We start from the raw sequence: 23,528 nt of genomic DNA, 5'->3' as shown, positions 1-23,528 counted from the left end.
AAAGTCTTTTAACCACAAAAGTGGAGGTGTCGGCGACGAAATCGGATCGAACCACTCCATCCGCCTGCTGCCTGTCCCGGAACGGGGCGTTTCGCGGGCACATGACAAAGGCCCCGGAATTGCTCCGAGGCCTCTGAAAGAACCGGATTAATTGATCCGCTGCGACTGCCGGGACCAAAACCTTCAGTCGGTCTCGACCTGGCGCACTTCGTAGCCTTCGCGGCGCAGGGCCGAGACCAGCGCATCGAGCTGCGCCCTGTCGCGCGCCTCGCACTCGATCTCGGTGACAAGGCCCTTGGCCGGCAGGTGGGTGAAGATACGCTGGTGGAACACCTCGATGATGTTCACATTGTGCTCCTGGAACACCTTGGCGACCTTGAACAAGGCTCCCGCCCGGTCCTGCAGGCCGATCTTGAGACGGGCGAGGCGGCCCGAACGGGCGAGGTCGCGCAGCAGCACGTTCGCCAGCAGGCGCGTATCGATATTGCCGCCCGACAACACGATGCCGACCTTGCGGCCCGCGAACAGTTCGCGGTTGGCCATGACCGCGGCAAGGCCGGTCGCCCCGGCGCCTTCCACCAGTGTCTTCTCGATCTGGAGCAGCAGTGCCAGCGCGCTCTCGATACCCGATTCGCTGACCAGCAGGAACTCGTCGAGCAGGCCGCGCAGTACGGTCGAGGTCATCGCTCCCGGCGAGAACACGGCGATGCCCTCCGCCAGCGTGTCCCCGCCGATCGGCAGGCTGGAGCCCTTCAGCAGGTTGTACATCGAGGGATAGAGCTGCGCCTCGACGCCGACGAGCCGGATTTCGGGATTGATCGCGCGCGCGGCCGTACCCATGCCGGTCGCCAGGCCGCCGCCGCCGATCGGCAACACCAGCGTGTCGAGATCCGGCACGTCTTCCAGCATTTCGAGCGCGACAGTGCCCTGCCCCGCTGCGACGTGCGGATCGTCGAACGGGTGGATGAAGGTCAGGCCGAGTTCGGCTTCCAGCTTGCGCGCATGGGCATAGGCCTCGTCGAAGCTTTCGCCTTCGAGCACGACCTTGCCGCCCACGCTCTCGGTCTGCATGACCTTCACGGTCGGCGTCGTGCGCGGCATGACGATGGTCACGGGCACGCCAAGACGGGTGCCGTGGTAGGACAGGCCCTGGGCATGGTTGCCCGCCGAGGCGGCGATGACGCCGCGCGACTTGCGTTCCTCATCCAGCAGCAGAAGGGCATTGAGGGCGCCGCGTTCCTTGTAGGCGGCGGTGAATTGAAGGTTTTCGAACTTGAGCCAGATGTCGGCCCCGGTGATCGCGCTCAAGGTGGTCGAGTGGAGCGTGGGGGTGCGGACGACCTTGCCGATAATTCGCCCAGCCGCCGCGCGCACGTCTTCGGCGGTGAGGGGGGCCACGACGGGCTCCTCGGCGATCTTGAGCATTGGCTGTTCCATAGAGGGCCGCGCCTAACGGAAAGCACCGGAGATGGAAAGGCTCGCGTCATGAAAAAGCGCAATTCATGCCGTCATGGCAATTTTATTGCACAAACGCGCTTGCGCACCGTGCATTCCCATGTGCACGAGGAGGCACGATTTCCGGTCGCAAGGTACGGGATAAGCGCCAGGCCGTAGTTTGCTTTCGTGCAAAACGCGCTAGAAAGAATGTCATGAGCGAGCGACGCAAGGTTTCCTTCATCGGCCTCGGGGTTATGGGCGGCGCCATCGCGCGGCACATCGCCCTGGCGGGCCACGAACTCACCATCTACAACCGCTCGCCCGAGCGGGCGCGGAAGTGGTCGGACGACAATCCCGGCCTTGTCCACCGCATTGCCGCCAATCCGGCGCATGCGGCGCAGGACGCCGAAGTGGTGATCACCTGCGTGGGCAACGACGATGACCTGTCCGAAGTCGTGCTCGGCCCCAACGGCGTGTTCCGCATGCTCAAGAAGGGCGCGACCTTCATCGACCACACCACCGTCTCCGCGCGCATCGCGCGGCAGATCTCGGTCGAGGCGCGGGACCTGCGCATCCACTGCGTCGACGCGCCGATGACCGGCTCGCAGATCGGCGCCGAACAGGGCACCCTCACCCTGATGTGCGGCGGCCGCGACGAGGCGATCGAGGCCGCGCGCCCGGTGATGGAGGCCTATTCGGCCCGCATCGTCCATGTCGGCAAGGCCGGCTCCGGCCAGATCGCCAAGATGGCCAACCAGATCTGCATCGCCGGCAATGTCGCCGCCCTTGCCGAGGCGGTCCGTTTCGCGCAGGCCTCGCACCTCGACATGGACAAGGTCTACGAGGCGATCTCGGGCGGTGCGGCGCAATCGTGGCAGATGGACAACCGCTGGCAGACGATGAACGCCGACCAGTTCGACTTCGGCTTCGCGATCGACTGGATGCGCAAGGATCTCGGCCTCAGCCTCGACGAAGGGCGCGGGCTCGGCGTCTCGCTTCCCGTCGCGGCGCTGATCGACCAGTTCTTTGCCGACATCCAGGCCCAGGGCGGAGGCCGCCTCGATACGAGCGCGATCATCAAGCGCCTGCCGAAGAAGGGTATTTCGTGAATTTCAGGAAAGGCGCAGGGCTTGCCCTGCTGCTCGCATCGACGGCCGTGACCGGCTCCGCTTTCGGCACGGCGCATGCAGACGTGCTGGTCGATAACGTCAACGGCGTCACCGGCGACGGCAAGGGCGGCGTCGAACGCTTCGAAGGCTTCCTGATCGACGATCAGGGCCGCGTCGCGCAAGTGTTCCACAAGGGTGACAAGCGGCCGAAAAAGGTCGCCTATCAGGTCGATGGCAAGGGCCGCAATGTCGTGCCGGGCATGATCGATGCCCATGGCCACGTCATGGCGACGGGTTTTGCGAAGATGACGCTCGACCTGTCGATGGCCAGGACGCTGGACGAGGCGCTCTCGCGCGTGACCGCATGGTCCGCCGCGCATCCCGACCTGCCATGGATCCTGGGCACCGGCTGGAACCAGGTGCAGTGGGGGCTGGACCGCATGCCCACCGCCGCCGAGCTGGACCGCGCCACCGGCGGCAAGCCCGCGTGGCTCGGCCGTGTCGACGGCCATGCCGGCTGGGCCAACTCCGCCGCCATCGCCGCCGCCGGCGTGACCGCCGCCACCGCCGATCCCCGGGGCGGCGAAATCCTGCGCACGGCCGGCTCCAAGGCCCCGGCGGGCGTCTTTGTCGACGGCGCCATGGCGCTCATCGAGGCGAAAGTGCCCAGGCCCCGGCCCGAAGACCGCGACACCGCCTTCGGCGAGGCGCAACTTGCCCTGCTGGCCGAGGGCGTCACCGCGATTGCCGACATGGGCACCTCGATCGAGGACTGGCAGGCCTTCCGCCGCGCCGCCGACCTCGGCAACTTGCGCATCCGCGTGGTGTCCTACGCCGACAGCATCGACAACATGGTGCTGATCGGCGGCCCGCACCCCACCCCGTGGCTCTATGGCGACAAGCTCAAGATGAACGGTGTGAAGCTGTTCCTCGACGGCGCGCTTGGCTCGCGCGGGGCCTGGCTCAAGGCACCTTATGCCGATGCACCCGGCACCACCGGCCTGCCGCGCATGAACCAGACCCAGCTCGGCAACCTGATGAGCCGCGCGGCGATCGACAACTTCCAGATCGCCGTCCATGCCATCGGCGATGAGGCCAACGCCACCGTGCTCGATTCCATCGCCGAGCTGTCCGCCACCTACAAGGGTGACCGGCGCTGGCGCATCGAGCACGCCCAGATCGTCGATCCCACGGACATCCCGCGTTTCGGCCAGTTCGGCGTGATCGCCTCTATGCAGCCGCAGCACGAAGCCTCGGACCGCACGATGGCCGAAGCCCGCCTCGGAGCGCAGCGCCTGACCGGGGCCTATGCGTGGAAATCCATCGCCGCGACCGGCGCGAAGCTGGCCTTCGGGTCCGATACTCCGGTGGAACCTTCCGAACCCTTCGTGGGCATGGCCGTCGCCATCTCGCGCGAAGGCGCCGATGGACAGCCGACCGGCGGATGGCAGCCGCAGGAAATCCTCTCGCGCGAAGCCGCGCTCAATGCCTATACCACGGGCGCGGCCTACGCGATGTTCGCCGAGGACCGCCTCGGCCGTATCGCCAAGGGCTACCGCGCGGACTTCCTGTTTGTGGATGTCGATCCGATGACCGCCACACCCGTGCAGCTGCGCGCGACCAAGGTGATGGAAACGTGGATCGGCGGGCAGATGGCGTGGTCTTCGGCCAAGGATCGGGTGATCCCGGAGAAGAAGGTCGAAGAGAAGTAAAGTTCTGGGGGATGATCCCCCAGACCCTCATAATGTCCTCGTACCACCCAGCCTATCGGCGGTGCGCCCCTTGCGGCGCAGCCTATTAGGCTCCCGACGCAGCCGTGCGCGCGCGACGGATAGGCTAGGTGTTTGGTCCCAACATGTGATGGTGTAAAAGTATCCCCATCACAGCGGAGGGATTTATGGGCCAGGTTCTCCATGGCAGCGCCAAGACCACGCACGCCATTCGAGCAGAGCTACAGCGATCGCAAGCTTCGGTCGCGCACCTCGCCAAGAAGTACGGGATCAACGAGAAAACGGTCCTGAAGTGGCGCAAGCGGCAATCGGTGGAAGACTTGCCGATGGGACCGAGGGAGCGGCGCAGCACTGTGCTCTCCCCAATGGAGGAAGCCGCGATCGTGGCGCTGCGGGTGCAGGCCCGGCTGCCACTCGACGATGTTTACATCGCGCTCAAGGACGTGATCCCGCATCTGAGCCGCTCGTCGTTGCATCGCTGCCTGCAACGGCATGGGATCAGCCAGTTGCCCAAAGCCGATCGCGAGAAGCCGCAGAAGTTCAAGAACTACGAGATCGGCTACTTCCACATCGATATCGCCGAACTGCGTTATGAGGATGGCAAGGCCTACCTCTATGTCGCCGTGGACCGCACATCCAAGCTGGTCTTCGCACGCATCTATCGCAGAGCGACGAAGCTGGTCGCAGCCGGCTTCCTGAAAGCATTGATCAGGACGGTGCCCTACAAGATTCACACCATCCTCACCGACAACGGCGTGCAGTTCGCCCAGTTCGAGCGTGGCACCGGCCTGTCCTTCCCGCACATCTTCGGCCGCGTCTGTCAGGAAAACGGTATCGAGCACCGGCTAACCAAGCCCTATCATCCCTGGACCAACGGGCAGGCCGAACGCATGGTGCGAACCATCAAGGAGGCGACCGTCAAATCCTTCCATTACGCCTCGATCAACGAACTGCGACGGCACGTCCGTGACTGGCTGACCGCCTACAACTTCGCCAAGCAGCTCAAGGCGCTCAAGTTCCGAACGCCTTACGAAGCTGTCGAGGAACTCTGGAAATCAAAGCCTCACATCTTTATCGTCAAACCTAACCATCACATGTTGGGACTAAACAGCTAGGCACCACGGAGACGGTAATGGGGGTGCAGGGGGGCTATGCTCCCCTGCTTTTCACCTTCTCACTCTACGACGGCTTCAACCGGTGCTTCCGCCTCGGCCTTTGCCTTCTCGCGCGCCGAGGAACGCTCGGTGAACCACATCACGATCAGCGTGCCTTCGTAGAGCAGCAAAAGCGGCACCGCGAGCAGCAGCTGCGAGACCACGTCCGGCGGCGTCGCCACCGCGGCGATGATGAACACCCCGACGATCGCATAGCGTCGGGCCCCCACGCACTGGGCGCGGGTGATGATCCCCGCGCGGTTGAGCAGCATCAGCAGCACCGGCAGCAGGAACGAGATGCCGAAGGCGAGGATGAACTGCATGACCAGCGCAAGATAGTCGCCGGTGCCGGGCAGGGCTTCCAGCTTGAGGCCGCCCTTCTGCCCCTCGAAGCCGAGGAAGAAGTGGAACGCCGTCGGCATCACCACATAGTAGGCCAGCGCCGCGCCCATCGTGAAGAGGATCGGCGTCGCCACCAGGAACGGCAGGAACGCCTTCTTTTCCTTGGCGTAGAGGCCGGGGGCGACAAAGGCCCAGATCTGGTTGGCGATCACCGGGAACGAGACGAAGAACGCCGCGAACAGCGCGATCTTCACTTCCACGAAAAAGGCTTCGTAGAGCTTGGTGTAGATCAGCTTGCCCTGCCCCGGCGGGAACGCTTCGGTGAGCGGGCGCACGAGGAAGGAGAAGATGTCGCCGGAGAAATAGAAGCACACGGCAAAGGCCGCCGCGAAAGCCAGGAAGGCGCGCAGCAGACGGGCGCGCAGCTCGATCAGGTGATCGAGCAGCGGCGCCTGGGTGTCGTCGATGTCGGAGATGCGGAAAGGCTGCATGCGGGCGCTTTACAGAAGGTCAGGGAGGTGGAGGCGGCAGATGGAACTCCGCCTGTTCCGCCTTGGTCGTAGCGACCGGCGCGGGTGCCGCTTCCGGCGCTGGCGCAGAAGCGGCTGCATCGGCCAGCGGCTTGTCCCCGGCAGGGATCTCGGCCGGTGTCATGGGGGACGGCGGAGGCAGCATTTCCTCGGCGGTGGGCAGAACGGGGTTGGCCTTCATGATGGCCTCGTTCTGCTCACGCCACTTGCGCTCCATCTCCTCCAGTTCGGCCTCGCGCACCATGGCGTCTATGCCGGCGCGGAAGTGTCCGGAAATCTTGCGCATCTTGCCGATCCAGCGACCCGCCGTGCGCATCGCCAGAGGCATGTCCTTGGGACCGATGACAACGACCGCCACGATGACGATCAACAGGAGTTCGGATGCACCGACGTCGAACATGGCGGCGCCCTACCTTCGCGCGCTCAGGCCTGTTCGGACTTGTTCTCGGTGGTCGTCGTGGCCGCCGGAGCGTCCTGACCAGCGGTGATCTGCGGGGCGGGAGCAGGCGGAGTCGCAGCCTTCTTGGCCTCGTCCTCGTTCATGCCTTCCTTGAAGCTCTTGATGCCCTTGCCGAAGTCACCCATGATTTCGGACACGCGACCGCGACCGAACAGCACGAGCACGATGACCAGCACGATCATCCAGTGCCAGATCGAGAAGCTACCCATAACCTCAACTCCAAAAACTGTTGGCCGTTTTCGGCGCAGGTCCCGAGAGGGGACTCTTACCGCTGGCCGATTCCGACCCTACAGGTCTCATCTAGGGACTTTCACCCGTGTTTGAAAGCCTGTCATCGTCCTGACCCGCGGCGGTCGTCTATTCGTCGTACTCGGCGTCCGGCGGCTCGTCGGACGTTTCGACGGGCTGCGGCCGCAGGGCTTCGCCGATCATCTCGTCATCGACGGGATCGAGCAAGCCAGCCGCACGCAGTTCATCCACCCCGGGCAGCTCCTTCAAGGAGGCAAGGCCGAAGTGCGCGAGGAATTCGCTCGTCGTCGCATAGATCACCGGGCGCCCCGGCACCTCGCGGCGGCCGACCACACGTACCCAGCCTGCTTCCATCAGCACGTCGAGCGTGCCCTTGGCGGTCTGCACGCCGCGGATCGCCTCAATCTCGGCACGGCTGACGGGTTCGTGATAGGCAACGATCGCCAGGACCTCGGTCGCCGCACGCGACAAGCGGCGGGCTTCCTCCTTTTCCCGCCGCAGCAGGTGGGCAAGGTCGGGCGCGGTCTCGAAATGCCAGCGCTTGCCGCGCTCGACGAGGCGGATGCCGCGTCCCTCGTAGTGGCCCTGGAGTTCCTCCAGCGCGGCGCGCACATCGGCCTTGCCGAGGTGGGTGGAGATCTGCTCCGCCGTGAGCGGCTGCTCGGCCGCGAACAGCGTGGCCTCCACCGCACGGACCAGATCGTCGATTGCCGGCCTCATGTCCTGGCTCATGCTCTCAGCGCCTTGAGCCGCAAGGGGCCGAAGGTGTACTCCTGCACCAGTTCCACCTTGCCCGTGCGCGCCAGTTCCAGCGCGGCGACAAAGCTGGAGGCAAGCGCCGAGCGCCGCAATTGCTCGTTGGTCCAGGCGTCATGCGCAGGCGGCAGGAAATCGCGCAGTTCCATCCATTCGAGCGTGATGCCCAGCATCGAGGATACGCGGGCGATCGCACTGTCGAGCGTCATCACCATGCGTTCGCGGACCATGTGCACGACCGGCTGGCCCCGCACCTTCACGTCGCCATAGGAACGCACCAGATCGTACCACGAGCATTGCCACAAGGCCTTGCGCTCAACCCTGAGGCCTTCGGGCGCACCGCGCAGGAACACGTCGCGGCCCAGCCGGTCGCGCGCCATCAGCCGCGCCGCCGCCTCGCGCATCGCCCCCAGGCGCTGGAGGCGCAGCTGCAGGCGCATCGCCAGTTCCTCGGGGCTCGGATCGGGCTGCTCTTCCCTGGGCAGCAGCAGCGCCGACTTGAGGTAGGCGAGCCAGGCCGCCATCACCAGATAGTCCGCCGCCAGTTCCAGCCGCAGCGCCTCGGCTTCCTCGACATAGGTCAGGTAGGCATCGACCAGTTCCAGGATCGAGATGCGGCGCAAGTCCACCTTCTGCCGCCGCGCCAGGTCGAGCAGCAGGTCGAGCGGGCCTTCCCAGCCGTCGATTTCGAGATGGAGCGTGTCCCTGCCCGCCTCGGTGCGCGCCTCGGTGCTAGCCTCGGTGCGCGCCTCGGTGCGCGCCTCGGTGCGTTCCCCGCCGTCCCAGCCGGCATCGCCGCCGGGCGGTGCGGGAAGATCGGGTGGACCTTCCACCGCGAATCAGGCCGCCAGCGCCAGCAACGCGTCGCGCCGGGCGATCAGGTCGCCGTGGCTGCCGGTACCCTCGACGCCCTCTACCGAGGCCAGCGCCCGCGCAAGCCGTGCCGCGCCCTCTTCGCTGAGCGCCGGGGCAAGCCTGGCGATGCCGATCATGTCGTCCATCTTCGCCCAGCAGTTGAGCACGATGTCGCAGCCCGCCGCGATGGCGCGGGCGGCAAGCTCGGGCACCGAGCCGGACAGCGCCTGCATGTCGAGATCGTCACTCATCAGGAGGCCCGTGAAGCCGATCTTCCGGCGGATCACTTCACCGATCACGAAAGGCGAAAGCGTGCCGGGATTTTCGGCATCCCAAGCGGTGTAGCGGACATGCGCGGTCATGCCGACGGGCGTCTGGTTCAGCGTGCGGAACGGCTCGATGTCGAGCTCCAGCTCCTCGGCGCTGGCCGTCACGGTGGGCAGTTCCTTGTGGCTGTCGGCCATCGCGCGGCCATGGCCGGGAATGTGCTTGATGCAGCCGACCACCCCGGCGCGGGCGAGCCCCTGCAGGGTCGCGCGGCCGAGAGCGGCGACACGCATCGGCTCGAACCCGAAGGAGCGGTCCCCCACCACATCGTGGGCGCCCTTCTGGCGCACGTCGAGCGAGGGGTGGCAATCGACGCTGATGCCGACTTCGGCAAGGTCCAGCCCGAGCGCCTCGGCATTGTCGCGCGCGGCCTCGATGGCGCTGGCGGGGGCGAGGTCGTAAAGCCGGTCGAACGCTTCGCCGGGCGGATAGGCCGGCCATACCGGCGGCTTCATGCGGGCGACACGGCCGCCTTCCTGGTCGATGCTGATCAGCAGCCGGTCACGCCCGTGGATCGTGCGCAAGTCATCGGTGAGCGCACGGACCTGGTCGCGGCTCTCGATATTGCGGCCGAACAGGATGTAGCCGGCAGGGTCCGCATCGCGGAAGAAGGCGCGCTCGTCGTCGCTGAGGGTCAGTCCGGAGAGGCCGAAGATCGCAGGTGTCATGCCGGATTGCTTGCAAAGTTCCGGCCCGACCGCAAGGAAAGGCCGATCGCAGATGTGGAAAGGGCGACCTTGCGGCCGCCCTTTCGCACTTCCCTCACTGCTTGACCTGGCACCCGAGCCCGGCCGATTTCATGCCCGAGCACAGCGCCCTTGCCGCCGCCAGATCGCCCGGCACGGCCTGCAGGCGGAAGACCTTGCCGATGTCGGCCTGCCCTTCGACCACCCGGTGATTGACGCCCGAAAGCCCGGGATACTGGACCTTGAGCGTCGCCCATCCGGCTTCCGCCGCCGCCTTGTTGGCATAGGCGCCGACCTGCACGCCGACGCCGGTGACCACCGGTTCCGGCTTGGCGGCCGGAGCGGCACCGGCCGCCGCGCCCGGCCTGACCGCAGGCTTGTCCGACGGCTTGTCCGCAGGTGCAGGCGCCTTGGCGGCCGAATCGAAGCCCGGCGCCGGGGCGACCGGCCTGTCCTGACCCACAGGGCCCTGGCCGATCTGCGGCGTGCGGCTCTGCCCTTCGGCCACCGCGAAGCTGGTATCGCCGGTGCCGGAGACCACTTCGCCGCCGGGATTGTCCGGACGGGTCTTGTAGGGCTCCTTCGGCGCCTGGATCAGGCCGCCGTCGGCAACCAGCGGCTGGTCCTCCTTGTGACGGGTAAACCAGAACACGCCGCCGACCAGCACGCCGATCGCCACCAGCGCCAGCAGCACCAGCAGCGCGGTCTGCCCGCTGGCACCGCCGCGCTGCGGTTCGAAGTCCTCGTCCTCGCCTTCGAGCCAGGGCAGGCGCACGTCATCGTCGCCCAGCGCAAGCTGCGCGGACTTGTCGAAACCCGACGAGGCTTCGCCCGCATCCTCGCCGCCAAACGCGTTCATGTGCGACGATTCGCCCCGCTCGTCGCCGTCAATCGGCCCCCAGCTCGCCATCGATTACATTTCCTCCACCGCTTCGACCCCGAGCAGTGCCAGCCCGTTGCGGATAATCTGCCCGATCTGCGTGGCCAGGAAAAGCCGCGCGGAAGTGAGGTTACCATCTTCGGCGTTAATAAACCGCTTTTCCACGCGGTCGTTGCCGAGGTTCCAGTAACCATGGAAGGCAGCCGCCATGTCGCCGAGGAAGAAGGCGATGCGGTGCGGTTCGCGCGCGGCCGCAGCCGCCTCGACGATGCGGGGGAACTGCGCGGCGAGCTTGACCAGTTCCAGCTCTTCCTCGCCCAGCGTTTCCAGGTGATCGCCGCCCGGCGCGAAACCTTCGCCGGCGGCCTTGCGCAGCGTCGAGTGGACGCGGGCATTGGCGTACTGCACGTAGAACACCGGGTTGTCCTTCGAGGCTTCGACCACCTTGGCGAAGTCGAAGTCCATCTGCGCTTCCGGCTTGCGGGTCAGCATGGTGAAGCGCACCACGTCCTTGCCCACTTCGGTGACGACTTCGGCGAGCGTCACGAAGTTGCCCGAACGCTTGGACATCTTCACCGGCTCGCCGTCGCGCAGCAGCTGGACCATCTGGACCAGCTTGATCTCGAACGGCGTCGGCTCACCATCGGCACCGGCCCCATCTTTACCGGTCATGGCGGCCACGGCGGCCTTGATGCGCTTGACGGTGCCCGCGTGGTCCGCGCCCCAGATGTCCACCAGCGCGTCGGCGCTCTGGGCCTTCTGGAAGTGGTAGGCGAGGTCGGCGCCGAAATAGGTCCAGGTGCCGTCCGACTTCTTGATCGGGCGGTCCTGATCGTCGCCGAACGCGGTCGACTTGAACAGCGGCAGCTCCACCGGCTCCCAGTCCTCGGGCGTCTTGCCCTTGGGCGCCTCGAGCACGCCGTCATAGACGAGGCCCTTCGCGCGCAGCCAGGCTTCGGCCTCGTCGGGCTTGCCCGAAGCCTGAAGCTCGGCTTCCGAGGAGAACAGGTCGTGATGGATGCCGAGCAGGCCGAGGTCCTGCTTGATCATCACCAGCATCGCGGCGACGGCCTTTTCGCGGAACAGCGTCAGCCATTCCGATTCGGGAGCCTTGGCGTACTTGTCGCCGAATTCGGCAGCGAGCTGCTGGCCCACCGGCACCAGATAATCGCCCGGGTACAGACCCTCGGGGATCGCGCCGACGTCTTCGCCGAGCGCCTCGCGGTACCGCACGTGGGCCGAGCGGGCGAGCACCTGCACCTGCGCACCGGCGTCGTTGACGTAGTATTCCTTGATGACCTTGTGGCCCGCATATTCGAGCAGCGTCGCCAGCGCATCGCCGACGACCGCGCCGCGGCAGTGGCCCATGTGCATCGGGCCGGTCGGGTTGGCCGAGACATATTCGATGTTCACGGTCGTGCCGCCGCCCACGGCCGAGCGGCCATAGTCCGCGCCCAGCGCCGCGATGGCGCGCAGTTCGGCCAGCCAGGCGGCGGGCGAGAGGCGCAAGTTGATGAAGCCCGGCCCGGCGATCTCCGCCGAGGTCACCGCGTCGAGCTTGGACAATTCCGCCACCAGCGCCTCGGCGAGGTCGCGCGGCTTCATGCCGGCGGGCTTGGAGAGCACCATCGCCGCATTGGTCGAGAGGTCGCCGTGCGAGGCATCGCGCGGCGGCTCGACCGTGATCGCGCTTCGCTTCAAGCCGCCGGGCAGCGTGCCGGCTGCTTCGAGCGCATCGAGCGCGGCGTTGAGGTGGCCTGCGAAGGCGGCGTAAAGGGTCTGGTTATTGCTCATGACGCGCGCGGATAGCCGATGTGCAGCAAAAGGGAAACAGCCTGCAAGGTGACACTTGCCGCAAGGGCCGGTTGACACGGTTGACACGGTCCAGGGAAAAAACCGTCACCTTGTACCCCTGCCGTCACCTTGCGGGCCGCCGGGTGTCACCTTGCAGCGCCGGGCAAGCTGCAGCGCCTCGTCCCAGACCTCGGCAAAACCCTCACCCAGCCGCGCGCGCAGGCGATAGGCCGACTGCCGGCTCATCCCCACCTCCCGCGCCGCCGCCGCGACCGAGCGGCCTCGTGCGAGCGCATGCAGGAAGGCGAGCGCCTTGGCCCGGGTCCAGCGATAGTCGGAATTGGCGCGGCGGGTGCGAGGCTGGGTCATGCCGCGCAAGGTAACGCGGCCGGCCCGGTGTAGGAAAACGGTTTGGCCACCGGGCGCAGCGGCCCCTCGCCCCGGTCACGGCTGGCAGCCGGGCGTGGGCTAAGTGCCCGCTTTGCGCCCACCTTTGCCGTTCGGCTCCGGCTTTCCAGCGCCAGGCAGCGGACCTATAGCTATGGCGTGGCCTGGAACTTTTCTGCACTTCTATAAAGTCGTGCCGGACGTCAGCACTTGCGAAAAGTCGGCATTCAGTGGACGCGAACGCTAATACTAACGTTGCGTAGCTTCAAAATCGCGACGTTGCCCAGTCGGGTATTTTGAACCTGTGAAAATATGGTTGTGTTCGGGACTGGTTCATAACCTCCCAATACATCGCGACCGCCAAAGGCTCTGTGATGGCTTCGGGAACGTGATAGCCATATATAGGAAATGTCGGCGTTGCCCGTTCGTCAATATAATACGAGCGAGCGAACTCCGGTTGCAGATATTCGTAAATGGCCCAACGAATATTATTCAGAAACTCAGCAATGCGACCGGAGTGCTGGATAAAAATGTCATCGAAGAACCATTCAAAAAACGCGCCCAAAGCGAGATAGCTTTCCGCCTCACTGACCTCATGCCTCGCCTTTGCCAGTAGCCTGCGCAGTTTTTTCGCATTCGCCTCTAACCGGCCCAGGCTATGCTTCGCGATGTCACCGCACATTTTCAGATATTGTATACGTTCAATGCGAATGTCGGCGATAATATCGATGGTGTTGAGATTGACGCCTTCCGTTATGAACTCCCCTTCGAGCCAATCCGCAAATGCCTCGACAGCTTCGGCGAGCGGCTTCGTATCGCTGCCGAGCATTGGCTTGTGACACACCTTACGGAGATGAAATAGGAAGGTCTTATCCGATGGGACAACACCGCTAGGAACTGGCGATAAGCCCAATGGGATAGGCTCGCGATTATATGAGCCGACTTGGGAAAGGAAATCCCCAAGCAAAATGACAAAGAGACGGGCATGGTAGCTCGTTTCGAACATGAGGTTGGCTGGTTTGGTGTTCTCGGTTTTGCAGAACATCGCCCAATTAACCATGTCATCGATCATGGTCCATGCCGATGCGAGAACAATTGCTTCGCGCTCAATATCATTCATTGGGGAAACTATGGACACTCATGGGTTACGTGCCAAGGCCTGGTTGAAACGAAGCGTATGCCTGAGATACGGACTTATAGTTATCATGCTGCCGAACTTGCAGAGATGGCAGCATTTGGACCACAGCGCGAGTATCGCAAATCGCCGACGTTGGGCGCATTTCTGCATGACGACTTCGCGCCAAGCGAATGGTGGGTTTCGGCAAAAGCAGTCGCTTTGGCGCAACTCGAGCAACGACTAGAGTTGGTCGGCTATCCCCGCACCCCGGCTCCGATCCGGACGGTCTCCTCCCGGCCCTTACCCTCTCCACCCGCTCAGGCAGAGCCTGTCGAAGCCCTTGAGGCCGGGCACCTCGCCTCTCCATGCTTTGACAGCCTCCGCCTGAACGCGGTCACGGCGTGTCACCGGCCGAACCGCTCCCCGCCCCGCGCACCCAGGGTGGGCGCCCCCTTCAAAACCGCCCGGAACGCGTGTATCGGGCCGCTCATGCGCCCTACCCAGATTCCCCAGACCTACCGGGTCAAGAGCTTCGGCTGCCAGATGAACGTCTACGACGGCGAGCGCATGGCCGAACTGCTGGCCGAGCAGGGCATCACCGCCGCGCCGGACGGCGAAGAGGCCGATCTGGTCGTGCTCAACACCTGCCACATCCGCGAAAAGGCCGCCGAAAAGGTCTATTCGGACATCGGCCGCCTGCGCCGCGTGGATGGCTCATCGCCGCTGATCGCGGTGGCCGGCTGCGTGGCGCAGGCCGAAGGCGACGAGATCATGAAGCGCGCGCCCGCCGTGCAGATGGTGGTCGGCCCGCAGGCCTATCACCGCCTGCCCGAGATGATCCGCGAGGCGACCGGCGGCAAGCGCGTCACCGATACCGACATGCCCGCGCAAACCAAGTTCGGCGCCCTGCCGAAACGCAAGCGCTCAGGCCCGGCCGCCTTCCTCACCGTGCAGGAAGGCTGCGACAAGTTCTGCACCTATTGCGTGGTGCCCTATACGCGCGGCGCCGAGGTTTCGCGCCCCCATGCCGACCTCGTCGACGAGGCGAAGCGGCTGGTCGATGCCGGCGCGCGCGAGATCTCGCTGCTGGGCCAGAACGTCAACGCCTGGACCGGCGAGGATGCCAAGGGCCGCACGATCGGCCTCGACGGGCTGATCCGCGAACTCGCCGAGATCCCCGACCTTGCCCGCATCCGCTATACCACCAGCCACCCCAACGACTTCACCGAAGGGCTGATCGCGGCCCACGGCGAAGTGGACAAGCTGATGCCCTTCCTCCACCTGCCGGTGCAGGCGGGCAATGACCGCGTGCTGAAGGCGATGAACCGCAGCCACACCGCGGAAAGCTATCTGAAGGTGCTGGAAAAGGTGCGCGCGGCGCGCCCCGACATCGCGCTTTCGGGCGACTTTATCGTCGGCTTCCCCGGCGAGAGCGATGCCGAGTTCGAGGATACCCTCGCGCTTGTCGACACGGTTCGCTACGCGCAGTGCTTCAGCTTCAAGTACAGCCCGCGCCCCGGCACCCCCGCCGCGACGATGGACGGCCAGGTTCCCGCCGAAGTGATGACCGAGCGCATCATGCGCCTCCAGGCCGCGCTGGGCCGCGACCAGACCGCCTTCAACAAGGCCTCGGTCGGCAAGACCTGCCAGGTTCTGGTGGAGCGCCGGGGCAAGCTGCCGGGGCAATGGCTCGGCAAGTCGCCGTGGTTGCAGTCGGTCTATTTCGACGGCGATGTCGCGATCGGCGACATGGTCACGGTGGAACTGACCGAAGGCGGGTACAACGCCGTCTCCGCAAGGCTGCTGGGCCCCGTGCCCGCATGAAACAGGCGCTGGTGCTCGTCCCCGGCCTGTCGTGCGACCGCCATGTCTGGCAGGCGCAGATCGCCGCCCTGGCGGACATCGCGGATGTCTCCATCGGCGATACGCTGAAGGACGATTCGATCGCGCTGATGGCCAGCCGCGTGCTCGATGCGGCGCCGGACCGCTTCGGAATCGCCGGGTTCTCGATGGGCGGCTATGTCGCGATGGAGATCTGGCGCCGCGCGCCGGAGCGGGTCACCCGCCTCGCGCTGGTCGACACCAATGCCCGTGCCGACAGCGAGGATCAGGCCGCGCTGCGCCGTGCCGCCATCGCCACCGCCCGCGCGCGCGGGTTCGAGGCGGTCCTGCGCGGATCGCTGCGCCAGCTGGTCGCGCCCGACTGCCCCGAGCCGCTGTTCGAGGAGGTCGTCGAGATGGCCCTGCGGGTCGGCTTCGGCACCTACATGGACCAGCAGGCGGCGATCATCGAGCGCGCGGATTCGCTGGAGACGCTGGCCACGGTCACGGTGCCGGCCATGGTCATGGTGGGCGACATGGACGCCCTCACCCCGCCCTACCTGGCCGAGGAAATGGCGCAGGCGCTGCCCGCCGCGACTTACGAGATCATCCCGCAGGCCGGCCACATGGCGCCGATGGAACAGCCCGACGCGGTCAATGCCGCCTTCCGGCGCTGGCTGGCGCTTTAGGCCGTAAACGCATAAACGGCACCATCAAGGCGCCCAAATGGCGAACAGCTCGGGCCGAAGTTGCCGCCGGGCGGGCTGGTTGCCCGTCCAAGGCCGCTTCGGTTCGAGATGGAAGCCATTTGGGCGCCCCCTTCGGGGTTTACCTTACGGTGAGTTTCGCTTGCCAAAAATGGCCCAGCGCTGCGTCGGGAAGTCTTGAAATATCGACATATTCCAGCGCCTTCCCTCCTGCCGCTGAGCCATTTTGCCGCAAACCTCGATGGTGTCGTTTATGCGTTTACGGCCTAATCAAGCGGCTTCAGGGCTTCGTCCGTAATCAGTGTCTTGCCGACCGAGGCCGTCTCGGCGCTGACTTCGTCGCTGGCGTTTTGCGGGTAGGCCTTGCCGTTGAAGCGAAGGCGCGCGATGCCTTCGGCCATGCCGCCGCCGGAAACCGCCACGCCGATGTCGCGCCAGCCGCGGGTCCGGGTCGCCAGCACGCCCACCGGCAATTGCACCACGCTGGTCTCGCCCATCTTGCGGAAACCGTCGCCGTCTCGCTTCAGGACCACGAGGTTGCAGCCGCCGGTGCCGCAAAACATCGGGCCGCCAAGATAGGCGAGCACTTCGGGCGTGCCATCGCCGTCGAGATCGGCCTCGGCGGTCGCATATTGCAGCTTGCCGAGGTCGCTGGTGACGGCGTCCTGGTAATTGGCCTTGATCCACTCCTCCGCCGTCTGCGGCGCGGGTGCCTCGGTGGCCGCTTCGGTCTCGGCCGAGGTGGCGACCGCGTCCGGCGGCGGAGCGGCGTCCTTCTTGCAGGCGGCAAGCGAAAGCGTGAGGGCGAGCGTCGCCGTAGCGGCTAGAGCGATCCGGTTCATGGGCAGCAGGCTAGCCGCATGCCCGCCCCTCCCGCAAGCTCGGCCCGCCGCATGTTCTGCACGTCCGTTTGAAAAATTCGCGGCACGCGAATTTTGCGGCACCAGCCCTCTCCCCCCACCCGACCTCCCACGAGTGTATCCTGTTGGGAGGTCGGGTGGGGGAGAGGGCTGGTGCCGTACCGAAAATGCCCCACGGGCATTTTCGCAAACAAGCTCCTCAACGGAAAAGGGCCCCGGTGCATGAAGCACCGGAGCCCCTGCGACCCGCCGGGCGTCGATCGCGTCCCCGGTCGGCTTACCAGAAAAATCCATTATAGACGGTGACGGCACGGCCGCTGCGCATGTTCACCATGACCACGTCGTTGCCGTAGCGGACCCAGCGGTGGCCGGCGCGCGGCGCGGGCAGGCGGTAGCGGGCATAGTCGTTCACCCAGTAGCGGTTGCCGTAGTAGGCGGGCTGGAAACGATAGCCCACGGCGACCGGGCGATAGTGATAACCGCGCGGGCCCTGATAGGCCGGGCGGCGATAGTCGTTGCGGTGCGCACGGCGATAGTCACGCCAGTCCTCGTGCAGTTCACGGCGCGAATCGTTGAGGTCGCGGCGCGCCTGGCGAACGTCGCGGCGGTCGCCATAGCGCTGCGCATCGCGCAAGTTGCGCTCGTCGTGGCGAACGTCGCGGGCGCTTTCGCGCACTTCGCGGGCGCTCTGGGCCGATGCCATCGTCGGCACGACCAGAGTCGGAACGGCAACGCTTGCAGCCAGTGCGGCCATGATGATCTTGCGCATTATGTTTCTCCTTATTCAGGCTCACCGCTTGGGCGACCCCCGGCAATCTTGTCCGGTGTGTTCCGGTGAGTTCATGTTTGAACCCGCCTGGCTGAACGCGGTTGCAATAAACCCTTCAGGAACTTGAAATGTCTGTCGCGCCCCTGCGACAAAGTGCTGAATCCGCGCCGAAACACCGGATTATCCACCGCGTTCACGGCAATTTTCGCATAGCCCCGCCTTGCGCGACGCGGTGCGGCGAGCCATCTTCGAGACAGAACGAAAAAGCATCCTCACCCGAAAGGAGCGCATGGCCCGCAAAGCAGCCCGCGCCGGTGATCCGGCGCAGTTCCGCCCCGAAACCCATCGCAGGGCGCGTACCGAAGTCGAGTTCGACGAACAGACGCTGCTGGGAGCCGTGTTCGGCCAGTTCGATGCCAATCTCGTACAGGTCGAAAACCGGCTCGGCGTCTACATTTCCGCGCGCGGCAACAGGATCCAGATCGAGGGTCCGGAAGACGCCGTCGCCCGCGCGCGCGACACTCTCAAAGGCATGTATCACCGGTTGGAAATGGGACAGGACCTCGACTCGGGCGCTATCGAATCGCTGATCGCGATGTCTTCGGAACCCACGCTGGAAGGCATCATCAGCGGCGATGCCGGCGCCCCGCCGATCATGATCCGCACCCGCCGCAAGACAATCGTGCCGCGTTCGGCCACGCAGATCGAATATATGCGTGCGCTCGCCCGCTCGGACGTGATCTTCGCGCTCGGCCCGGCGGGTACCGGCAAGACCTACCTCGCGGTGGCCCAGGCGGTCTCGCAGCTGATGACCGGCTCGGTCCAGCGCCTGATCCTCTCGCGCCCCGCCGTGGAAGCGGGCGAGAAACTGGGCTTCCTGCCCGGCGACATGAAGGACAAGGTCGATCCCTACCTGCGTCCGCTCTACGACGCGCTTTATGACTGCATGCCGCCCGAACAGGTGGAACGCCGCCTGGCCTCGGGCGAGATCGAGATCGCGCCGATCGCCTTCATGCGCGGCCGCACGCTGGCCGACGCGTTCGTCATCCTCGACGAGGCGCAGAACACCACGCGCGAGCAGATGAAGATGTTCCTCACCCGCTTCGGCCAGAACAGCCGCATGGTCGTCTGCGGCGACCCCCGGCAGGTCGACATCCCGGGCGGCGACCGCCATTCGGGCCTCGCCGACGCGGTGAACCGGCTCGAGGGCGTGGAAGGCATCGACGTGACGCGCTTCACCGTGGCCGACGTGGTCCGCCACCCGATCGTCGGACGGATCGTCGAGGCTTACGAGGGGCCGCTCAGCCAGTACGAGGCTGGGTAAAGAAAGAAGCGGGGCCCCCGCCTGCGCGGGGGCGACGGGGGATTGTGAGGCGGATCTTATCCTGAACGCCCCTCACTCCTGTTTCCAAGCGGGAGAATTCACAAAAAGACGTCGTCGCCCTCGCGAAAGCGGGGGCCCCGCTTTTCTTGCGTCACAGCACCCCGCCCAGCCGGTCGAACATGCCCTCCCAGTCCGGGTTCAGCGTTTCGACAAGCCGTATTTTCCATTCCCGCCGCCATTTCTTGACCGCCTTTTCACGGCGGATGGCATTCTCGATCACATCGTGGCGTTCAGCGTAGACCAGCCGCGTGAAGCCGTATTCGCGCACGAAGGCGGAGCCGGTGCCTGCACGGTGTTGCCAGATGCGGCGCTGGAGATGCGCGGTCACGCCGGTGTAGATGCCGCCGCGATAGCGGTCGCTGGTCACGTAGAGCCAGCCGCCTTTCTCCATGTCGATGGCTCCGAAGAACAAGTCGCCCCCGCCCTTCGTCCTGTCGGCCGGACGCAAGGCGGGGGCGACGGGGTTTTGTGTTGCTGGGTTGCGGCTGAAGACGTTCGATTGCCAATTAAATCCCGGCCATCCCCTCCCCGTCATCCCCGCGCAGGCGGGGATCCCGCCTCCTTTCTCAATTCCGCCCAAACCCCGCTCGACCCCGCGCGCAACCGGGCGTAAAGCGCCCCCATGGACCTCGAAATCGACATCGAAGCACCCTGGCCCGCCGAAACCGACTGGGCCGACCTTGCCGAACGCGCGCTGGAAGCGCTGACCCGGGTGGCGCCCGAGCTTGGCAACCCCCGGCTCATCACCAGCCTGCTGTTCACCTCGGACGCGGAAGTCCACGTGCTCAACCGCGAATGGCGGGCCAAGGACAAGCCCACCAACGTGCTTTCCTTCCCGATGATCGAGCGCGCCGAGCTGCTGGCGCTGGCCGAGGACGGACCGCCGGAAATGCTCGGCGATCTGGCGCTCGCGGCCGAGACCTGCGCGCGCGAGGCGGCGGAAAAGGGCATTGCGGTGGAGGACCACGCCAGCCACCTGATCGTCCACGGCCTGCTCCACCTCGCCGGGCTCGATCACGAGATTTCCGACGCCGATGCCGAGGCAATGGAAGCGCTGGAAACAAAGGCTCTTGCTCTCATCGGCATTCCCGACCCATATGGGGATCGCACGTAAACCTCAGGGATAACCAAGCACGATGGCCGACAATGGCCGCCACACCGAGACCGGCTCGGGAGATGGGGATAGTACCGGCACGCTCTGGCGTGTCATCCGGCGACTTTTCCAGAACGACGTCGATCAGTCGCTGCGCGCGCAGATCGAAGGCGTCATCAACGAACACGAAGGCGATACCGAGCAGGCCAGCGCCGCCAGTGGCGATCTCTCGCCGCTGGAACGGCAGATGCTGCGCAACCTGCTCCATTTCAGCGAGCACGATGCCGACGACGTGGCCGTGCCGCGCAGCGAGATCGTGGCGATTCCCGCCGCCGCCAGCTGGGCCGACGTGGTCGAGGCCTTTGCCGAGCATGGCCACAGCCGCATGCCGGTCTATGGCGACTCGCTCGATGCCATCAAGGGCATGATCCACATCAAGGACGTGTTCCCCATCCTCGCCCGCGGCCAGGAGCCGCCCGAGGACTGGAGCACCCTGCTGCGCCAGCCGCTCTACGTGCCGCAATCGCGCGGCGCGCTGGACGTCCTGGTCGACATGCGGGCCCAGCGCACCCACCTCGCGGTGGTCATCGACGAGTATTCCGGCACCGACGGGATCATCACCATCGAGGACCTCGTCGAGGAAATCGTCGGCAACATCGAGGACGAGCATGACGACGCCCCCGAGGAGTTGCTAATTTCGCAAGAGGGGGGTATCTGGGACGCCGACGCCCGTGTCGAACTCGAGGATGTGGCGGAACGGATCGACCCTCGCCTCGCCGAAGTCGAGGAAGCGGTGGATACGCTGGGCGGCCTGGCCTTTGTGCTGGCCGGCGGCGTACCCGAAGTCGGCACCGTTCTCGAGCATGACAGCGGCTGGCGGATCGAAGTCACCGACGGCGACGAACGCCGCGTGACGAGGCTTCGGCTCCTCCCGCCGTCACAGCAGGCGGAAGACCAACCCGAGTAGCATCCGGCGTAGCCCCCCGGCCACGTCTTACTCCATAAAAAGAAAAGGCCAGGACATTGGCAGTTCGCCGTCTCCCCCCGCTGCGCGCACTCGAAGCCTTCGTCCGCGTCGTCCGTCTTGGCTCTGCCAAGGCGGCGGCCAACGAACTTGCGCTTTCCCCTTCCGCCCTCTCGCGCCGCGTCGCCGCGCTGGAGGACTTCACCGGCAAGCGCCTGTTCACGCGCCAGCACCAGTCGATGAAGCTGACCGACGAGGGCATGGCCTTCTACAACGTCGTCGGCCCCAAGCTCGAGGAACTCGCCGAAGCGGTGGAATCGCAGGTCGACCGCGGCCAGGTGCTGCGTCTGCACCTCGGCGTGCCCTCGCTGTTCGGCGGCCAGCGCCTGTTCCCGCGCCTGCCGGAACTGCGCAAGCTGCACCCGCGCCTGCACATCGACATCGACACCGGCACCCATCTGGAAGCGCGCGTGGGCGATACCCTGGACGCGGCGATCATCCTCGCCAAGGAGCCGGACCCGGCCTACTACCGCATCCAGCTTGACCACAACAAGGTCTACGCCATCACCTCCAAGGAAATGGCCGCCGACATCGGCACCGTGCCGGACGAGGCGATCCTCTCCAAGCAGACCTTCCTGATCCACCAGGACCTGCCCGACAGCCTCGACGCCTGGAAGCAGGCGATGGGCATGAGCAAGCTGGAACCGGCCTCGGTCGACCGGTTCGACTCCGGCCAGCTGGTGCTCGAAGCCGCCGCGCAGGGTCTCGGCATCGCCATCATGCACGACGATCACTTCCGCCGCAGCCACGACAACCGCCTGGCCCGACTGTTCGACGTCGACGTCGAAAGCCCCTACCGCTACTGGTTCGTCTGCAAGCCCAAGGCGCTGGAAAGCCGCCCGGTGCGCATCTTCCACGAGTGGCTGCTGCAGGCCGGTCTCTAAGGCTTTCCTTGCAAGCCATGCGCCTGCCCCTGCTTCTCGCCGCCTGCGCCGGAGTCTTCATGGCTTCGGCCGCTCCGGCGGCGGAACCGGGCGCAGCGCCCGTTCCCGCCGGTCTCGGCGCTCTTGCAGGGTGCTGGACCGGCAAGGGCGAGGTCATGGGCAAGGCCGTGTCGATCACCCTCGCGGCCAGACCGGTAGCGCTGGGCGCGCTGTTCACGGTGGATGCCGACAGCACCGCCCTCGCCGATCCTGCCGACCGTTATGCCGCGCACCTGACCTTCGGCGGGGCCAAAGCCGATACCATCACCGGCTACTGGGCCGACAGCTTCGGCGGCGACTATACCGCGACCGGCCACGGCACGCCCCGCCCCGATGGTTTCGACATGACCTACGACTACGGCGCCGATGCCTTCGTCAACCGCTGGCGGATCGAGGGCGCTGAGCTCAGCTGGCAGATCGTCGCGCAATCGAAAGACGGCGCGGAAAAGCCCTTCGCCCGCTACACATTGCAGCGAACGGTCTGCACGCGATAGACTGGCGCCAAACAGAAAGGGCGGCCCCTCGCGGAACCGCCCTTTGCTGTTTCAAGCGTCCGGAAAGGCTCAGCCTTCCGAAACGGTCGCCTTCACGATCTTGCCCGGCTCACGCGGCGGCTCGCCCTTGGGCAGCGCGTCGACGTTTTCCATGCCTTCGACCACCTGGCCCCAGACGGTGTACTGCTTGTCGAGGAAGCGGGCATCGTCGAAGCAGATGAAGAACTGGCTGTTGGCCGAGTGCGGGTAGCTGGTGCGGGCCATCGAGCAGACGCCGCGCACGTGCGGTTCGGCGTTGAATTCGGCCTGCAGGTCCGGCTTGTCCGAACCGCCCATGCCGGTGCCGTTGGGGCAGCCGCCCTGCGCCATGAAGCCCGGGATCACGCGGTGGAACTTGATGCCGTCGTAGAAGCCTTCGCCGACCAGTTCCTTGATGCGCGCGACGTGGCCGGGGGCGAGGTCGGGGCGCAGCTTGATCTTCACGTCACCGGTGTCGAGGGAAAGGGTCAGGTATTCGTCGGCCATCGATAATCTCCATCTTGCCCGCTTTCGGCGGGACTGGCTTGCCCCCGATATAAGGCCGATCCCCGCAAAGTCACGCCCGGCTCGTCGGGGCGGCGTCGGGGCAGCGTCGCGCCGA

Annotated in this window: 25 protein-coding genes; 10 read left to right on the top strand and 15 right to left on the bottom strand. The window is 65.7% G+C overall.

The genetic code is table 11. From position 1 onward, the window contains the following. Positions 1-183 precede the first annotated feature (183 nt). Positions 184-1,437 (bottom strand): threonine ammonia-lyase, encoded by a 1,254-nt coding sequence (locus tag CA833_RS10665; RefSeq protein WP_142635463.1) that lies wholly within the window; start codon positions 1,435-1,437, stop codon positions 184-186. A gap of 212 nt (positions 1,438-1,649) precedes the next feature. Between CA833_RS10665 and CA833_RS10660 the strand changes: the two genes are divergently transcribed. From CA833_RS10660 to CA833_RS10650, 3 genes are all read left to right on the top strand, one after another. Then, positions 1,650-2,546, top strand: a complete 897-nt coding sequence (locus CA833_RS10660) for an NAD(P)-dependent oxidoreductase (RefSeq protein ID WP_142635465.1) — start codon at positions 1,650-1,652, stop codon at positions 2,544-2,546. Further along, positions 2,543-4,258, top strand: a complete 1,716-nt coding sequence (locus CA833_RS10655; protein WP_370584498.1) for an amidohydrolase — start codon at positions 2,543-2,545, stop codon at positions 4,256-4,258. The genes CA833_RS10660 and CA833_RS10655 overlap by 4 nt, the downstream gene beginning before the upstream one ends. A 185-nt stretch (positions 4,259-4,443) precedes the next feature. Continuing rightward, a complete protein-coding gene (locus tag CA833_RS10650; RefSeq protein ID WP_207078007.1) occupies positions 4,444-5,391 on the top strand; it encodes an IS481 family transposase in 948 nt (315 codons plus the stop codon). A gap of 59 nt (positions 5,392-5,450) precedes the next feature. Here CA833_RS10650 and tatC read toward each other — a convergent pair whose 3' ends face one another. The 10 genes from tatC to CA833_RS10600 form a co-directional block, all read right to left on the bottom strand. Then, the gene (gene tatC / locus CA833_RS10645) at positions 5,451-6,263 is read right to left on the bottom strand and encodes a twin-arginine translocase subunit TatC (RefSeq protein WP_142635467.1); all 813 of its coding nucleotides are present in this window, start codon (positions 6,261-6,263) and stop codon (positions 5,451-5,453) included. A 19-nt stretch (positions 6,264-6,282) separates the two neighbouring features. Next, complete coding sequence (tatB, locus tag CA833_RS10640) at positions 6,283-6,702, bottom strand: Sec-independent protein translocase protein TatB (RefSeq protein WP_207078006.1); 420 nt, start codon at positions 6,700-6,702, stop codon at positions 6,283-6,285. 23 nt (positions 6,703-6,725) lie between these two features. Then, positions 6,726-6,971 carry a twin-arginine translocase TatA/TatE family subunit gene (locus CA833_RS10635; RefSeq protein ID WP_142635471.1) on the bottom strand — a complete coding sequence of 82 codons (246 nt, stop codon included), beginning with the start codon at positions 6,969-6,971 and terminating at the stop codon, positions 6,726-6,728. A gap of 148 nt (positions 6,972-7,119) precedes the next feature. Then, positions 7,120-7,731 carry an SMC-Scp complex subunit ScpB gene (gene scpB, locus CA833_RS10630; protein ID WP_207080050.1) on the bottom strand — a complete coding sequence of 204 codons (612 nt, stop codon included), beginning with the start codon at positions 7,729-7,731 and terminating at the stop codon, positions 7,120-7,122. Positions 7,732-7,739: 8 nt separating this feature from the next. After that, on the bottom strand, positions 7,740-8,600 hold the full coding sequence (locus CA833_RS10625; RefSeq protein WP_207078005.1) for a ScpA family protein: 861 nt from the start codon (positions 8,598-8,600) through the stop codon (positions 7,740-7,742). A gap of 6 nt (positions 8,601-8,606) precedes the next feature. After that, positions 8,607-9,617, bottom strand: coding sequence for a beta-N-acetylhexosaminidase (gene nagZ / locus CA833_RS10620; protein WP_142635477.1), 1,011 nt, complete (start codon positions 9,615-9,617; stop codon positions 8,607-8,609). Positions 9,618-9,711: 94 nt separating this feature from the next. Next, positions 9,712-10,545 carry an SPOR domain-containing protein gene (locus CA833_RS10615; RefSeq protein ID WP_142635479.1) on the bottom strand — a complete coding sequence of 278 codons (834 nt, stop codon included), beginning with the start codon at positions 10,543-10,545 and terminating at the stop codon, positions 9,712-9,714. 3 nt (positions 10,546-10,548) lie between these two features. Next, the gene (gene argS / locus CA833_RS10610) at positions 10,549-12,309 is read right to left on the bottom strand and encodes an arginine--tRNA ligase (RefSeq protein ID WP_207078004.1); all 1,761 of its coding nucleotides are present in this window, start codon (positions 12,307-12,309) and stop codon (positions 10,549-10,551) included. Between the two features lie 105 nt (positions 12,310-12,414). Next, entirely contained in the window at positions 12,415-12,678 is a 264-nt protein-coding gene (locus CA833_RS10605) for a helix-turn-helix domain-containing protein (protein ID WP_207078003.1), read from the bottom strand. A gap of 283 nt (positions 12,679-12,961) precedes the next feature. Beyond that, positions 12,962-13,816, bottom strand: a complete 855-nt coding sequence (locus tag CA833_RS10600; protein ID WP_207078002.1) for a hypothetical protein — start codon at positions 13,814-13,816, stop codon at positions 12,962-12,964. Between the two features lie 486 nt (positions 13,817-14,302). Here CA833_RS10600 and miaB point away from each other — a divergent pair, with 486 nt between their 5' ends. Further along, positions 14,303-15,637: a tRNA (N6-isopentenyl adenosine(37)-C2)-methylthiotransferase MiaB gene (miaB, locus tag CA833_RS10595; RefSeq protein WP_207078001.1), complete on the top strand. Its 1,335-nt coding sequence runs from the start codon at positions 14,303-14,305 to the stop codon at positions 15,635-15,637. Then, the gene (locus tag CA833_RS10590) at positions 15,634-16,323 is read left to right on the top strand and encodes an alpha/beta fold hydrolase (RefSeq protein WP_207078000.1); all 690 of its coding nucleotides are present in this window, start codon (positions 15,634-15,636) and stop codon (positions 16,321-16,323) included. Before miaB ends, CA833_RS10590 begins: the two co-directional genes overlap by 4 nt. Before the next feature lie 284 nt (positions 16,324-16,607). Here CA833_RS10590 and CA833_RS10585 read toward each other — a convergent pair whose 3' ends face one another. Together CA833_RS10585 and CA833_RS10580 are read right to left on the bottom strand one after the other, a co-directional pair. Beyond that, the gene (locus CA833_RS10585) at positions 16,608-17,183 is read right to left on the bottom strand and encodes a hypothetical protein (RefSeq protein ID WP_207077999.1); all 576 of its coding nucleotides are present in this window, start codon (positions 17,181-17,183) and stop codon (positions 16,608-16,610) included. 295 nt (positions 17,184-17,478) lie between these two features. Further along, entirely contained in the window at positions 17,479-17,970 is a 492-nt protein-coding gene (locus CA833_RS10580; protein WP_142635499.1) for an RcnB family protein, read from the bottom strand. A gap of 289 nt (positions 17,971-18,259) precedes the next feature. Here CA833_RS10580 and CA833_RS10575 point away from each other — a divergent pair, with 289 nt between their 5' ends. Continuing rightward, entirely contained in the window at positions 18,260-19,294 is a 1,035-nt protein-coding gene (locus CA833_RS10575) for a PhoH family protein (protein ID WP_207077998.1), read from the top strand. Positions 19,295-19,445: 151 nt separating this feature from the next. Here the strand turns inward: CA833_RS10575 and CA833_RS10570 are convergent, their stop codons facing one another. After that, positions 19,446-19,745 carry a GIY-YIG nuclease family protein gene (locus CA833_RS10570; protein ID WP_207080049.1) on the bottom strand — a complete coding sequence of 100 codons (300 nt, stop codon included), beginning with the start codon at positions 19,743-19,745 and terminating at the stop codon, positions 19,446-19,448. Between the two features lie 231 nt (positions 19,746-19,976). On the opposite strand from CA833_RS10570, the gene ybeY reads away from it, so the two are divergent. Genes ybeY through CA833_RS10550 form a run of 4 tightly spaced genes read left to right on the top strand, consistent with a single transcriptional unit; the run spans position 19,977 to position 22,888 of the window. Further along, positions 19,977-20,468 carry an rRNA maturation RNase YbeY gene (gene ybeY, locus CA833_RS10565; protein ID WP_142635503.1) on the top strand — a complete coding sequence of 164 codons (492 nt, stop codon included), beginning with the start codon at positions 19,977-19,979 and terminating at the stop codon, positions 20,466-20,468. Between the two features lie 22 nt (positions 20,469-20,490). Beyond that, entirely contained in the window at positions 20,491-21,414 is a 924-nt protein-coding gene (locus tag CA833_RS10560; RefSeq protein ID WP_207077997.1) for a hemolysin family protein, read from the top strand. Positions 21,415-21,470: 56 nt separating this feature from the next. Next, positions 21,471-22,355 carry a LysR substrate-binding domain-containing protein gene (locus CA833_RS10555; protein ID WP_142635507.1) on the top strand — a complete coding sequence of 295 codons (885 nt, stop codon included), beginning with the start codon at positions 21,471-21,473 and terminating at the stop codon, positions 22,353-22,355. A 17-nt stretch (positions 22,356-22,372) separates the two neighbouring features. Beyond that, positions 22,373-22,888 (top strand): hypothetical protein, encoded by a 516-nt coding sequence (locus CA833_RS10550; protein WP_207077996.1) that lies wholly within the window; start codon positions 22,373-22,375, stop codon positions 22,886-22,888. 69 nt (positions 22,889-22,957) lie between these two features. Here the strand turns inward: CA833_RS10550 and CA833_RS10545 are convergent, their stop codons facing one another. Beyond that, positions 22,958-23,413, bottom strand: a complete 456-nt coding sequence (locus tag CA833_RS10545; protein WP_142635512.1) for a peptidylprolyl isomerase — start codon at positions 23,411-23,413, stop codon at positions 22,958-22,960. Positions 23,414-23,528: the final 115 nt, after the last annotated feature.

Origin of the sequence: Novosphingobium sp. KA1, from assembly GCF_017309955.1 — a bacterium.
GTDB lineage: Bacteria > Pseudomonadota > Alphaproteobacteria > Sphingomonadales > Sphingomonadaceae > Novosphingobium.
This window is presented reverse-complemented; position numbering and strand designations above follow the sequence as displayed.

What these genes read in the sequence shown, in the direction of transcription:
- CA833_RS10600 (WP_207078002.1), bottom strand. Translation starts at nt 13,816, where the DNA reads ATGAATGATATTGAGCGCGAAGCAATTGTTCTCGCATCGGCATGGACC.
- argS (WP_207078004.1), bottom strand. Translation starts at nt 12,309, where the DNA reads ATGAGCAATAACCAGACCCTTTACGCCGCCTTCGCAGGCCACCTCAAC.
- CA833_RS10590 (WP_207078000.1), top strand. Translation starts at nt 15,634, where the DNA reads ATGAAACAGGCGCTGGTGCTCGTCCCCGGCCTGTCGTGCGACCGCCAT.
- CA833_RS10615 (WP_142635479.1), bottom strand. Translation starts at nt 10,545, where the DNA reads ATGGCGAGCTGGGGGCCGATTGACGGCGACGAGCGGGGCGAATCGTCG.
- CA833_RS10660 (WP_142635465.1), top strand. Translation starts at nt 1,650, where the DNA reads ATGAGCGAGCGACGCAAGGTTTCCTTCATCGGCCTCGGGGTTATGGGC.
- CA833_RS10605 (WP_207078003.1), bottom strand. Translation starts at nt 12,678, where the DNA reads ATGACCCAGCCTCGCACCCGCCGCGCCAATTCCGACTATCGCTGGACC.
- CA833_RS10665 (WP_142635463.1), bottom strand. Translation starts at nt 1,437, where the DNA reads ATGGAACAGCCAATGCTCAAGATCGCCGAGGAGCCCGTCGTGGCCCCC.
- CA833_RS10560 (WP_207077997.1), top strand. Translation starts at nt 20,491, where the DNA reads ATGGCCGACAATGGCCGCCACACCGAGACCGGCTCGGGAGATGGGGAT.
- nagZ (WP_142635477.1), bottom strand. Translation starts at nt 9,617, where the DNA reads ATGACACCTGCGATCTTCGGCCTCTCCGGACTGACCCTCAGCGACGAC.
- CA833_RS10575 (WP_207077998.1), top strand. Translation starts at nt 18,260, where the DNA reads ATGGCCCGCAAAGCAGCCCGCGCCGGTGATCCGGCGCAGTTCCGCCCC.
- CA833_RS10585 (WP_207077999.1), bottom strand. Translation starts at nt 17,183, where the DNA reads ATGAACCGGATCGCTCTAGCCGCTACGGCGACGCTCGCCCTCACGCTT.
- CA833_RS10570 (WP_207080049.1), bottom strand. Translation starts at nt 19,745, where the DNA reads ATGGAGAAAGGCGGCTGGCTCTACGTGACCAGCGACCGCTATCGCGGC.
- tatB (WP_207078006.1), bottom strand. Translation starts at nt 6,702, where the DNA reads ATGTTCGACGTCGGTGCATCCGAACTCCTGTTGATCGTCATCGTGGCG.
- CA833_RS10635 (WP_142635471.1), bottom strand. Translation starts at nt 6,971, where the DNA reads ATGGGTAGCTTCTCGATCTGGCACTGGATGATCGTGCTGGTCATCGTG.
- CA833_RS10650 (WP_207078007.1), top strand. Translation starts at nt 4,444, where the DNA reads ATGGGCCAGGTTCTCCATGGCAGCGCCAAGACCACGCACGCCATTCGA.
- ybeY (WP_142635503.1), top strand. Translation starts at nt 19,977, where the DNA reads ATGGACCTCGAAATCGACATCGAAGCACCCTGGCCCGCCGAAACCGAC.
- scpB (WP_207080050.1), bottom strand. Translation starts at nt 7,731, where the DNA reads ATGAGGCCGGCAATCGACGATCTGGTCCGTGCGGTGGAGGCCACGCTG.
- CA833_RS10580 (WP_142635499.1), bottom strand. Translation starts at nt 17,970, where the DNA reads ATGCGCAAGATCATCATGGCCGCACTGGCTGCAAGCGTTGCCGTTCCG.
- CA833_RS10545 (WP_142635512.1), bottom strand. Translation starts at nt 23,413, where the DNA reads ATGGCCGACGAATACCTGACCCTTTCCCTCGACACCGGTGACGTGAAG.
- tatC (WP_142635467.1), bottom strand. Translation starts at nt 6,263, where the DNA reads ATGCAGCCTTTCCGCATCTCCGACATCGACGACACCCAGGCGCCGCTG.
- miaB (WP_207078001.1), top strand. Translation starts at nt 14,303, where the DNA reads ATGCGCCCTACCCAGATTCCCCAGACCTACCGGGTCAAGAGCTTCGGC.
- CA833_RS10550 (WP_207077996.1), top strand. Translation starts at nt 22,373, where the DNA reads ATGCGCCTGCCCCTGCTTCTCGCCGCCTGCGCCGGAGTCTTCATGGCT.